This window comes from Streptomyces sp. NPDC045956, from assembly GCF_056430705.1.
Window position 1 is genome coordinate 217,868 of record NZ_JBWKKZ010000008.1, and the last position, 11,127, is coordinate 228,994.

Below are 11,127 nucleotides of genomic sequence, written 5' to 3' on the forward strand. Positions count from 1 at the left end.
GCGGGGCCCGGGGCCGGCCGGTGCGGCCTCTTCGACGACCGCAGGTAACACCTCTTGACCTGCGCACCCGTGCGCAGCACCATCACCGCATGGCGCTTCGGGTCACGTTCGTGGCTGCCGCACGCGGCTCACCGCTGCTCGCGGAGCGGTTCGAGGACGACCGGCCCCTGGACCAGGCCGGCTGGGACGAGGTGCTGCGCGCCGCGGGCGATCTGCTGCCGCTCGCGGCGGCCGAGTTGCGCTACTGCTCGCCCACGCCCCGCAGCCGTGCCACCGGGGATGCCCTGGGCTGCGCTCCGCTGGTGCAACTCGCCTTGCGCGAATGCGACATGGGCCGCTGGCGCGGGATGACCCTGGGCGAGGCCATGGCGCGTGAGCCGGGCACCGTCGACGCCTGGCTCGCCGACCCCCGCGCGGCCCCGCACGGCGGGGAGTCGCTCCTCGCGTTCATCACCCGGGTCGGCGGCTGGCTCGACACGCGTCCCGGCGAGGACGGCGACCGCATCGTCGCGGTGGCCGAACCGTCCGTGATCCGGGCCGCACTGGTGTACGTGCTGAGGGCACCGCCCGCGACCTACTGGAACCTGGACGTCCGTCCGCTGTCCGCGAGCACCGTCACCGGACGTGCGGGCCGCTGGAACCTCCGCTTCGAAGGGGGCCGCGCCCAGTGGCCGGGGGACGCGGACCCGCCCGGACGTAGTCCGTGGTGAGCAGCAGGTCCTTGGCCGGGCCGCCCACCCGCCACACGGTCCGCCAGTGGTCCCGGCCCCGGACGGTGAACTCGCCCCGGTAGAGGTCTGCGACGCACGGGTGGTCGGCCACGTGACGTCCCGTGGTCAGGTCCAGGCCGTGGAAGGGCCGGCCGTCCGCGAAGCGCACGTCGGCGGTGCCCCGAGCGGCTCCCGGCTCGTAGCGCAGGGTCCGCTCGGCGGGGCGGGTCACGCCCTGCCAGGTGAAGGCGCCGGACTCCCGGCTCAGCAGGCCGCCGCCGGCCAGTGCACCGAAATCCGTGTCCCCCTCGAAGCGGCCCTCCGCGCCGCTCGCCAGGTCGCGCACCGACCGCTCGGTGCGCCACCGGCCCGCGAGGTACGCCAGCACATCCGGTACCGGCCACAGCTCGGCCATTTCCACCCGCTTTCCGTCTCCAGGCCCCTGGTTGCCGCGCGACCCATTGACGCGCCCACACCCCCTCCCTATCTTGCCGTTCGAAGTGCTGACCAATGTCCGATATTTCGAACGACCTATGAGAGTCGCGGAGCATCCATGTCACGCACCCGCTGGAGACTCGGTCTCAGCGTCACCGCCCTCCTGACGGCCTCGGCCCTGCTGCCGTCGCCGGCCCACGCGGAGGCCGTCACCGACTACGCGATCACCGTCGACCCGTCCGCCGAGGGCGCCGCGATCGACGACTCGATGTACGGCGTCTTCTACGAGGACATCAACCGGGCCGCCGACGGAGGTCTGTACGCCGAGCTCGTGCAGAACCGGTCCTTCGAGTACACGACCGCCGACCACGCCTCCTACACGCCGCTCACCTCCTGGGCGGTCGACGGCCGGGCCGAGGTCGTGGACGACGCCGGACGCCTCAACGAGCGCAACCGCAACTACCTCTCCCTCGGTGCCGGTTCGTCCGTCACCAACGCCGGCTACAACACCGGCGTCCGGGTGGAGGAGGGCGAGAAGTACGACTTCTCGGTGTGGGCCCGCGCCGAGGGCGGCACCACGCTCACCGTCACCCTGCGGGACGCCGCCGGCACCCTCGCGAAGGTGCGCCAGGTGACCGCCGAGGGGGAGTGGCGCAAGTACACCGCCACCTTCACCGCGACCCGCACCAGCAACCGCGGCCGGCTCGTCGTCGCCGGCACCGCCCCCGTCGCACTCGACATGGTCTCCCTCTTCCCCCGCGACACCTACAAGGGGCAGCCGGGCGGCCTGCGCAGGGACCTCGCGGAGAAGATCGAGGCCCTGAACCCCGGCTTCCTGCGCTTCCCCGGCGGCTGCCTGGTCAACACCGGCTCGATGGAGGACTACAGCGCGCGGAGCGGCTGGCAGCGCAAGCGCAGCTACCAGTGGAAGGACACCATCGGACCGGTCGAGGAGCGCGCCACCAACGCCAACTTCTGGGGCTACAACCAGAGCTACGGCCTCGGTTACTACGAGTACTTCCGCTTCGCCGAGGACATCGGCGCCATGCCGCTGCCCGTGGTCCCCGCCCTGGTCACCGGCTGCGGCCAGAACAGGGCGACCGACGACGACGCACTCCTGAAGCGGCACATCCAGGACACGCTGGACCTCATCGAGTTCGCCAACGGCCCCCGCACCAGCGAGTGGGGGGCCAAGCGGGCCGAGATGGGCCACCCGCGGCCCTTCGGTCTCACCCACGTCGGCGTCGGCAACGAGGAGAACCTGCCCCGCGAGTTCATGGCCCGCTTCAAGGAGTTCCGCACCGCGATCGAGGCGCGGTACCCGGACATCACGGTGGTCTCCAACTCCGGCCCGGACGACACCGGTGCCACCTTCGACACCGCCTGGCAGCTGAACCGCGAGGCCGGCGTCGACCTGGTCGACGAGCACTACTACAACAGCCCGCAGTGGTTCCTCCAGAACAACGACCGCTACGACACGTACGACAGGAACGGCCCGAAGGTCTTCCTCGGCGAGTACGCCTCCCAGGGCAACGCCTGGAGGAACGCGCTGTCCGAGGCCGCCTTCATGACCGGCCTGGAGCGCAACGCCGACATCGTCAAGCTCGCCTCGTACGCCCCGCTGCTCGCCAACGAGGACTACGTGCAGTGGAGCCCCGACATGATCTGGTTCAACAACCACGCGTCCTGGAACTCGGCCAACTACGAGGTCCAGAAGCTCTTCATGAACAACACCGGCGACCGCGTCGTCCCCTCGCGCGCGACCGGCACGCCGGCCGTCAGCGGCCCCATCGCCGGCGCCGTCGGCCTCTCGACCTGGGCGACCGGCGCGGCCTACGACGACGTGAAGGTGACGTCGGCGGACGGCCGGACGCTCCTGTCCGACGACTTCTCAGGTGACGCCTCGCGGTGGACCCACACGGGCGCGGGCAGCTGGACCGTGCGGGACGGCGAGTACGTCCAGACGGACGACGCCGCCGAGAACACCCTCGTCACGGCCGGCGACCCGGCCTGGCAGGACTACGACCTGCACGTGAAGGCCACCAAGAAGTCCGGCAAGGAGGGCTTCCTCGTCGCCTTCGGGGTCAAGGACACCGGCAACTACTACTGGTGGAACCTGGGCGGCTGGAACAACACCCAGTCCGCCGTGGAGAAGGCCTCGGACGGCGGCAAGTCCACGCTTCTGTCGAAGGCCGGCTCGATCGAGACGGGCCGCGCCTACGACATCGACGTGAAGGTGCGGGGCCGCCAGGTGACCCTGTACCTCGACGGCCAGGAGTGGGGCGGCTTCACCGACGACAAGCCGGCCGAGCCGTTCCGTCAGATCGTCACCGAGGACGAGCGGACGGGCGAGCTGATCGTCAAGGTCGTCAACGCCCAGGACGCCGCGGCCCGCACCGCCGTCGACCTGGGCGGCGCGCGGGTCGCCTCCCGGGCCCGGGTCACCACGCTCGCCGCCGACCAGGACGCGGTCAACACCGAGACGGACACGCCGGTCACCCCGGTGACGTCGACCTTCTCGGGGGTGGCGGGGAAGTTCACGTACACCTTCCCGGCGAACTCGGTCACCTTCCTGCGGATCAGGCAGCGGTAGCCGTCCGTACGGTCCCGGGACGGCCTCACCGGTGCACGAGGCCGTCCCGGGTCCCGCACCCGGCGCGGTCCCGTGCGGTCGCCGCGTCGTCAGGCGGTCGGCGCCGCCAGTTCCGCCTCGGCCCGCTCGGTGACCAGGGCGAGCACGCGGCCCGCGGCCGCCAGGTCCCCGGCCGGGATTCCGCCCCAGATGCGGGCGGAGGCGGGGGCGACCTCCTCGGCGACGGCCGTGAGCAGTGCGCGCCCCGAGTCCGTGGGGCGCAGGTGCGGGCCGTCCGCGACGAGCAGCCGCGCGGCCAGCAGCTCGTCGACGGTGGTACGGAGGCCCGCCGGGTCGGCCTTGAGGCTCCGCCGGACCTGGGCGACGAGGTCCTCCGGCCTCTGCGGCGCGGTCGCGGTGACGGCCGCGCGGAGGGTGACCTGCTGCGGGAAGGTGATGCCGTGCCGGGCCAGGACGTGCTCCAGCACGGCGCGTGCGGCGTAGTGGGCCAGGGCGAGGGCCCGGGCGTCCGCGACGGGCGCGGTGGTGGGTGCGTCGGTGGTCATGGTCTCGTCCCCTGTGCGCTTCGGTGATGCGGTACGGGTGGGTCCAGAGGTGTGTCGAGCAGGGTCTCCAGCTCCTCGGTGAACGCGCGCGTGCGTGGTGCGTCCAGGCCGCCGAGCGGCTCCAGCAGCTGCTGGAGCAGGTCCCGCACGACCGTGACGGCCTCCCGTGTCACGTCCCGCCCCTGCTCGGTGAGGGCCAGCTGCACGGCCCTCGGGTCGCGGGGGTCGCGGGTGCGTTCGATCAGGCCGGCCGCTTCCAGGGCGCGCGCCAGCTTGGAGACGTACAGGGCCTCCAGGCCGGTGTGGTCCGCGAGCCGGCGCTGACTGGGCCGCTCGCCCTCGCCCTGCATGCCGTACAGCGACGCCACCACCGAGTACTGCGCGTGGGTGAGGCCCAGCGGGGCCAGCGCGCGGTCGACCGCGACCCGCCACTTGTTGGCGAGCCGCCACACCAGGAAGCCGGGGGTGGGCCCCGGGGAAGCCTTGCTCATGCATTTAGAGTACATGGCTACTATAGCCATGGCTACTGAATGGGCCGGGCGGAGCGCCTCCGGGATGGTGGTCGACGCACGGGGACGCGTTGCATAAACGTGCGCCACTACGTATAGTCATGCCATCGAGGATGGAGGACATCATGACGGTACGTGCGGCGGTGGCCGGAGCGAGCGGGTATGCGGGCGGTGAGCTGCTGCGCCTGCTCCTCGCGCACCCCGAGGTCGAGATCGGCGCTCTGACCGGCAACTCCAACGCGGGCCAGCGGCTCGGAGCCCTGCAGCCGCACCTGCTGCCGCTGGCCGACCGGGTCCTGGAGGCGACCACCCCCGAGGTGCTGGGCGGGCACGAGGTCGTCTTCCTCGCGCTGCCGCACGGGCAGTCCGCCGCCGTCGCCGAGCAGCTCGGGCCGGACGTGCTGGTCGTGGACATGGGCGCCGACTTCCGGCTGGCGGACGCCGGCGACTGGGAGCGCTTCTACGGCTCCCCGCACGCCGGCACCTGGCCCTACGGCCTTCCCGAACTGCCGGGTGCCCGCGCCGCGCTGGAGGGGTCCAAGCGTGTCGCGGTGCCCGGTTGCTACCCGACCGCCGTGTCGCTCGCGCTGTTCCCGGCGTACGCCGCGTCGCTGGCCGAACCCGAGGCCGTGATCGTCGCCGCGTCCGGCACCTCCGGCGCCGGCAAGGCGGCCAAGCCGCACCTGCTGGGCAGCGAGGTCATGGGCTCCATGTCGCCCTACGGCGTCGGCGGCGCCCACCGGCACACCCCCGAGATGATCCAGAACCTCGGCGCGGTCGCCGGCGAGCCCGTCACCGTCTCCTTCACCCCGACCCTCGCGCCGATGCCCCGCGGCATCCTCGCCACCTGCACCGCCAAGGCGAAGCCCGGCGTCACCGCGGACGCCGTCCGCGCGGCCTACGAGAAGGCCTTCGCCGACGAGCCCTTCGTGCACCTGCTGCCCGAGGGACAGTGGCCCGCCACCGCGTCCGTCCACGGTTCCAACGCCGTTCAGGTCCAGGTCGCGTACGACGCCGCGGCGGGCCGCATCATCGCCATCAGCGCCATCGACAACCTGGCCAAGGGCACCGCGGGCGGTGCCGTCCAGAGCATGAACCTCGCCCTGGGTCTCGACGAGACCACGGGACTGACGACGATCGGAGTTGCGCCGTGAGTGTGACGGCAGCGAAGGGATTCACGGCGGCGGGCATCGCGGCCGGGCTCAAGGAGAGTGGCAACCCCGACCTGGCCCTCGTGGTCAACACCGGCCCCCGCCGCGCCGCCGCGGGCGTCTTCACCTCCAACCGCGTCAAGGCCGCGCCGGTCCTCTGGTCCGAGCAGGTGCTGAAGGGCGGGCAGGTGTCCGCCGTGGTCCTCAACTCCGGCGGCGCCAACGCCTGCACCGGCCCCCAGGGCTTCCAGGACACCCACGCCACCGCCGAGAAGGTCGCCGAGGTCCTCGGGACCGGGGCGGGCGAGGTCGCCGTCTGCTCGACGGGACTGATCGGCGTACTGCTGCCCATGGACAAGGTGCTCCCGGGCGTCGAGACCGCCGCCGGGCAGCTCTCCGAGCACGGCGGCGAGAAGGCCGCCATCGCCATCAAGACCACCGACACCGTGCACAAGACGTCCGTCGTCACGAAGGCGGGCTGGACCGTCGGCGGCATGGCCAAGGGCGCCGGCATGCTCGCGCCGGGCCTCGCCACCATGCTGGTCGTGCTCACCACCGACGCCGACGCCGACACCGCCGTGCTCGACCGCGCCCTGCGCGACGCCACCCGGGTCACCTTCGACCGGATCGACTCCGACGGCTGCATGTCCACCAACGACACCGTGCTGCTGCTGGCCTCCGGCGCCTCCGGCGTCACCCCGGAGTACGACGACTTCGCCGAGGCCGTGCGCACCGTCTGCGACGACCTCGGGCAGCAGCTCATCCGGGACGCCGAGGGCGCCAGCAAGGACATCAAGGTGGAGGTCGTGAACGCCGCCACCGAGGAGGACGCCGTCCAGGTGGGCCGCACCATCGCCCGCAACAACCTGCTCAAGTGCGCCCTGCACGGCGAGGACCCCAACTGGGGCCGGGTGCTCTCCGCGATCGGCACGACCTCCGCCGCCTTCGAGCCCGACCGGCTCAACGTCGCCATCAACGGCGTCGAGGTCTGCAAGAACGGCGGCGTCGGCGAGGACCGCGCCCTGGTCGACATGCGCTACCGCGAGGTCCACATCGTCGCCGACCTCGCCGCCGGCGACGCCACCGCCACCATCTGGACCAACGACCTCACCGCCGACTACGTCCACGAGAACAGCGCGTACTCGTCATGAGCCAAGGACCCACGCGGAAGCACACCGCGCTCCCCAAGGCCCAGATCCTCATCGAGGCGCTGCCCTGGCTCACCCGGCACCACGGGAAGACGGTCGTCATCAAGTTCGGCGGCAACGCCATGGTGGACGAGGACCTCAAGGCCGCCTTCGCCCAGGACGTGGTCTTCCTGCGGCACGCCGGCCTCAAGCCCGTCGTCGTGCACGGCGGCGGCCCCCAGATCAGCGCCGCCCTCGACAAGCACGGCATCGTCAGCGAGTTCAAGGCCGGTCTGCGCGTCACCACCGAGGACGCCATGGACGTCGTACGGATGGTGCTGGCCGGGCAGGTGCAGCGCGAACTGGTCGGGCTGCTCAACCAGCACGGTCCGCTCGCCGTCGGCCTCACCGGCGAGGACGCGCACACCATCACCGCCACCAGGCACCGGCCCGAGATCGACGGCGAGCCCGTCGACATCGGCCGGGTCGGCGAGATCACCGCACTCGACACCGGTGCCATCGAGGCGCTCCTGGCCGACGGCCGCATCCCGGTCGTCTCCTCGATCGCCCGCTCCCAGGACGACGGACATGTCTACAACGTCAATGCTGATACGGCGGCTGCGGCACTCGCTGCGGCGCTCGGCGCCGAGACTCTCATGGTCCTCACCGACGTCGAGGGCCTCTACGAGGACTGGCCGAACTCCGACGAGGTGATCAGCCGCCTCACCGCGTCCCAGCTGGAGAAGCTGCTGCCGGACCTGTCCTCGGGCATGGTGCCGAAGATGGAGGGCTGCCTGCACGCCGTGCGCGGCGGCGTCACCACCGCCCGCGTCATCGACGGCCGGGTCCAGCACTCGATCCTGCTGGAGATCTTCACCGACGAGGGCATCGGCACGATGGTCGTGCCGGACGAACAGGGGGAGTCGTGAGCGACACAGGGGGAGCCGTGGGCAACGAAGAGCTGACCGAGCGGTGGCGGGGCGCGCTCATGGACAACTACGGCACACCGCGCCTGCCCCTGGTGCGCGGCGAGGGCCCCCGGCTCTGGGACGCCGACGGCAGGGAGTACCTGGACCTCGTCGGCGGCATCGCGGTCAACGCGCTCGGCCACGCCCACCCCGCGGTGGTCGAGGCGGTGAGCCGGCAGATCGCCTCCCTCGGCCACGTCTCCAACCTCTTCATCGCCGAGCCGCCCGTCCTGCTCGCCGAACGGCTGCTCCAGCGCTTCGGCCGCGACGGCAAGGTCTACTTCTGCAACTCGGGCGCCGAGGCCAACGAGGGCGCCTTCAAGATCGGCCGGCTCACCGGCCGGCCGCACATGGTCGCCACCCAGGGCGGCTTCCACGGCCGCACCATGGGCGCCCTGGCGCTGACCGGCCAGCCCGGCAAGCGGGAGCCCTTCCTGCCGCTGCCCGGCGACGTCACGCACGTGCCCTACGGCGACCCGCAGGCGCTGGCGGCCGCGGTCACCGAGGAGACCGCCCTCGTCGTCATCGAGCCGATCCAGGGCGAGAACGGCGTCGTCGTCCCGCCCCCCGGCTACCTGAAGGCGGCCCGGGCCATCACCGCCGCGACCGGTGCGCTGCTCGTCCTGGACGAGGTGCAGACCGGCATCGGCCGCACCGGCCACTGGTTCGAGTACCAGGCCCACGAGGGCGTCCTGCCGGACGTCGTCACCCTCGCCAAGGGGCTCGGCGGCGGGCTGCCGCTGGGCGCGACGGTCGCCTTCGGGCGGGCCGCCGAGTTCCTGCGTCCCGGCCACCACGGGACCACGTTCGGCGGCAACCCGGTGGCCTGCGCCGCCGGACTCGCCGTGCTCGACACCATCGCGGACGAGGGCCTGCTGGACAACGTCAAGCGGCAGAGCGAGAAGATCCGCGGCGGCGTCGAGGCGCTCGGCCACCCCTTGATCGGCCACGTCCGGGGCGCCGGACTCCTCCTGGGTATCGTGCTCACCGAACCGCTCGCCGCCCAGGTGCAGCAGGCGGCTCAGGACGCCGGAATCCTGGTGAACGCGCCCGCGCCCGATGTCGTACGGCTGATGCCGCCGCTGAACGTCGGCGACGACGTGGTGGACGCGTTCCTCGGGGCCCTGCCCGGCATCCTTGACCAGGCCGCCCGGGCGGCCCACGGGGACGGACGATCCGGAGAATGAGACGACGATGAGCCAGGCGCAGGAGCACGAGCAGACCGGTGGGGCTGCCGTACCGCAGACCCGCACCGCGCGTCACCGCCGGATCGTGGACATCCTCAACCGGCAGGCGGTGCGCTCGCAGAGCCAGCTCGCGAAACTGCTCGCCGACGACGGGCTGACCGTCACGCAGGCGACGCTCTCCCGGGACCTGGACGAGCTGAACGCGGTGAAGATCCGCAACACCGACGGCGACCTCATCTACGCGGTGCCCAGCGAGGGCGGCTTCCGCACCCCGCGGGCGCCGCTCGGGGAGTCGGCGAAGGAGGAGCGGATGCGGCGGCTCTCCGCGGAGCTGCTGATCTCCGCGGAGGCGTCGGCGAACCTCGTGGTCCTGCGGACCCCTCCGGGGGCGGCGCAGTTCCTGGCCTCCGCGATCGACCAGGCGGAACTCCACGACATCCTGGGCACCATCGCGGGTGACGACACGCTGATGCTGATCAGCCGGGAGCCGACGGGTGGGCAGGCGCTCGCGGACCATCTGCTGCGGCTGGCCCAGAACGGGCACTGAGGGCTGCGCCGGGGGTGGTCTCCGGATTCGGGGTGCGGGTGGTGGGTGGCTGGTCGCGCGGTTCCCCGCGCCCCTGAGGGCGTTGGGGTCGCGCCTCCGAGAGGCTCCCGTACCACCCCCCGAGGGGTCTCAGCCGAGCCACCTCGCCAGGCCTCCCGTGCAGCGCACCTCGTCCTCCGAGGTCACCAGCAGCGCCTCGACCCCGTCGAGGGACTCCAGCCACCGCAGCCCCTCCCGTGCCCCCCTCGCGAAGGCCGCCGTCGCCCAGCAGTCGGCCCAGGTCAGCCGGGGGGCGACCACCGTCACCGAAACGAGGTCGGTCACCGCGGAGCGCCCCGTGCGCGGATCGACGATGTGCGCGCCCCGCTCCGCCGTACCGGACGTCGCGACGGCCAGCTCGGCCGCCGCCGCCGCGGAGACGACCGCCGCCAGCCCACCCGGGCGCAGCGGGTCCGCCACCCCGACCCGCCACGGCCGCCCCGCGCCCGGAGCCCCGAGCACCTGCACGTCCCCGCCCCCGTTGACGCTCACGCCCGTCGCCCCGGCCGCCGCGATCCGCCGCGCGGCCCGCTCCACGGCCCAGCCCTTGACGATCCCGGTGGGATCGAGGCGGCCCCGGTACGACGTGCTGAACCAGCCGTCGCTCGTCCGCTCGGCCTCCACGGCCAGCTCCAGCACCTCGGCCACCTCGGGGGCGCACGCGGCGACGGTCAGCTCCCCGCGGGCCAGTCGCGAGACCTGACTGTCGGCCCGGTAGGTGCTGAACACCTCGTCCGCCCGGTGCAGCCCCGCGACCGCCTCGTCCACCGCCGCCCGGACCGCCGCGGGTTCCCCGCCGCGGACGTCGAAGGAGAAGACGGTCCCCATCGCCTCCTCGACGTGACGCACCGCGGCGGGAGCCTGAACGGACCCGGTCACGGTGTCAGCCACCGGCCCGGTCCAGTGCCGACTGGAGGGACTGCTGGTATCCGGCGCTGGTGTAGGTGGCGCCGGAGACGGCGTCGATGTCGGCGTTGCCGGCGGTGACGGCTGCCTGGTTGAGGCGGGGCACGGCGTCGGCGGTGACCTGGTCGCTGCGTCCGCCCTCGGGTGCCTGCACGGCCTCCGCCGCGGTGACGCGCCCGCCGCTGACGGTGACCCGGACCTGCACGGGCCCGTACTGGGTCTGCGCGACCGCCCCGGTGAGCGTCCGGGTTCCCTCGGCGGCACCGCCGCCCGTTCCCTGCCCGGCGGACCCGGCGGCCGCCTTGTCGAGTGCGGACTGGAGGGACTGCTGGTATCCGGCGCTGGTGTAGGTGGCGCCGGAGACGGCGTCGATGTCGGCGTTGCCGGCGGTGACGGCTGCCTGGTTGAGG

At 72.7% G+C, this 11,127-nt stretch carries 12 protein-coding genes; 7 read left to right on the plus strand and 5 right to left on the minus strand.

Features of this window, described 5'->3' with window-relative positions:
- Positions 1–89: 89 nt before the first annotated feature.
- The gene (locus tag AC07FV_RS22445; RefSeq protein WP_479089100.1) at positions 90–710 is read left to right on the plus strand and encodes a histidine phosphatase family protein; all 621 of its coding nucleotides are present in this window, start codon (positions 90–92) and stop codon (positions 708–710) included.
- On the opposite strand, the gene AC07FV_RS22450 is transcribed toward AC07FV_RS22445, so the two are convergent.
- Positions 616–1,125, minus strand: coding sequence for a DUF6314 family protein (locus AC07FV_RS22450; protein ID WP_479089101.1), 510 nt, complete (start codon positions 1,123–1,125; stop codon positions 616–618). The two genes, AC07FV_RS22445 and AC07FV_RS22450, sit on opposite strands and share 95 nt — an antisense overlap.
- A gap of 138 nt (positions 1,126–1,263) precedes the next feature.
- On the opposite strand from AC07FV_RS22450, the gene AC07FV_RS22455 reads away from it, so the two are divergent.
- The gene (locus AC07FV_RS22455) at positions 1,264–3,738 is read left to right on the plus strand and encodes an alpha-L-arabinofuranosidase C-terminal domain-containing protein (RefSeq protein ID WP_479089102.1); all 2,475 of its coding nucleotides are present in this window, start codon (positions 1,264–1,266) and stop codon (positions 3,736–3,738) included.
- Positions 3,739–3,827: 89 nt separating this feature from the next.
- On the opposite strand, the gene AC07FV_RS22460 is transcribed toward AC07FV_RS22455, so the two are convergent.
- Positions 3,828–4,283 carry a MarR family transcriptional regulator gene (locus tag AC07FV_RS22460; protein WP_479089103.1) on the minus strand — a complete coding sequence of 152 codons (456 nt, stop codon included), beginning with the start codon at positions 4,281–4,283 and terminating at the stop codon, positions 3,828–3,830.
- Complete coding sequence (locus tag AC07FV_RS22465) at positions 4,280–4,774, minus strand: MarR family winged helix-turn-helix transcriptional regulator (RefSeq protein WP_479089104.1); 495 nt, start codon at positions 4,772–4,774, stop codon at positions 4,280–4,282. Before AC07FV_RS22465 ends, AC07FV_RS22460 begins: the two co-directional genes overlap by 4 nt.
- A 143-nt stretch (positions 4,775–4,917) precedes the next feature.
- Here AC07FV_RS22465 and argC point away from each other — a divergent pair, with 143 nt between their 5' ends.
- From argC to AC07FV_RS22490, 5 genes are read left to right on the plus strand one after another with little or no spacing between them, the layout of a single operon-like run.
- Positions 4,918–5,946, plus strand: coding sequence for an N-acetyl-gamma-glutamyl-phosphate reductase (gene argC / locus AC07FV_RS22470; protein ID WP_479089105.1), 1,029 nt, complete (start codon positions 4,918–4,920; stop codon positions 5,944–5,946).
- Positions 5,943–7,094, plus strand: a complete 1,152-nt coding sequence (argJ, locus tag AC07FV_RS22475; protein WP_479089106.1) for a bifunctional glutamate N-acetyltransferase/amino-acid acetyltransferase ArgJ — start codon at positions 5,943–5,945, stop codon at positions 7,092–7,094. Before argC ends, argJ begins: the two co-directional genes overlap by 4 nt.
- The gene (gene argB, locus AC07FV_RS22480; protein WP_479089107.1) at positions 7,091–7,999 is read left to right on the plus strand and encodes an acetylglutamate kinase; all 909 of its coding nucleotides are present in this window, start codon (positions 7,091–7,093) and stop codon (positions 7,997–7,999) included. The genes argJ and argB overlap by 4 nt, the downstream gene beginning before the upstream one ends.
- Before the next feature lie 17 nt (positions 8,000–8,016).
- Positions 8,017–9,225, plus strand: coding sequence for an acetylornithine transaminase (locus AC07FV_RS22485; protein ID WP_479089257.1), 1,209 nt, complete (start codon positions 8,017–8,019; stop codon positions 9,223–9,225).
- A gap of 7 nt (positions 9,226–9,232) precedes the next feature.
- The gene (locus AC07FV_RS22490; protein ID WP_053128183.1) at positions 9,233–9,772 is read left to right on the plus strand and encodes an arginine repressor; all 540 of its coding nucleotides are present in this window, start codon (positions 9,233–9,235) and stop codon (positions 9,770–9,772) included.
- 129 nt (positions 9,773–9,901) lie between these two features.
- Here AC07FV_RS22490 and AC07FV_RS22495 read toward each other — a convergent pair whose 3' ends face one another.
- On the minus strand, positions 9,902–10,639 hold the full coding sequence (locus AC07FV_RS22495; protein WP_479089258.1) for an FAD:protein FMN transferase: 738 nt from the start codon (positions 10,637–10,639) through the stop codon (positions 9,902–9,904).
- Positions 10,640–10,694: 55 nt separating this feature from the next.
- A partial coding sequence (locus AC07FV_RS22500) for an FMN-binding protein (protein ID WP_479089108.1) occupies positions 10,695–11,127 on the minus strand: 433 nt, incomplete at its 5' end.

Excerpts from the sequence above, each read along its gene's own strand:
- AC07FV_RS22450 (WP_479089101.1), bottom strand. The coding sequence starts at position 1,125 with ATGGCCGAGCTGTGGCCGGTACCGGATGTGCTGGCGTACCTCGCGGGC.
- AC07FV_RS22460 (WP_479089103.1), bottom strand. The coding sequence starts at position 4,283 with ATGACCACCGACGCACCCACCACCGCGCCCGTCGCGGACGCCCGGGCC.
- argB (WP_479089107.1), top strand. The coding sequence starts at position 7,091 with ATGAGCCAAGGACCCACGCGGAAGCACACCGCGCTCCCCAAGGCCCAG.
- AC07FV_RS22490 (WP_053128183.1), top strand. The coding sequence starts at position 9,233 with ATGAGCCAGGCGCAGGAGCACGAGCAGACCGGTGGGGCTGCCGTACCG.
- AC07FV_RS22495 (WP_479089258.1), bottom strand. The coding sequence starts at position 10,639 with ATGGGGACCGTCTTCTCCTTCGACGTCCGCGGCGGGGAACCCGCGGCG.
- AC07FV_RS22445 (WP_479089100.1), top strand. The coding sequence starts at position 90 with ATGGCGCTTCGGGTCACGTTCGTGGCTGCCGCACGCGGCTCACCGCTG.
- AC07FV_RS22465 (WP_479089104.1), bottom strand. The coding sequence starts at position 4,774 with ATGAGCAAGGCTTCCCCGGGGCCCACCCCCGGCTTCCTGGTGTGGCGG.
- AC07FV_RS22455 (WP_479089102.1), top strand. The coding sequence starts at position 1,264 with ATGTCACGCACCCGCTGGAGACTCGGTCTCAGCGTCACCGCCCTCCTG.
- argC (WP_479089105.1), top strand. The coding sequence starts at position 4,918 with ATGACGGTACGTGCGGCGGTGGCCGGAGCGAGCGGGTATGCGGGCGGT.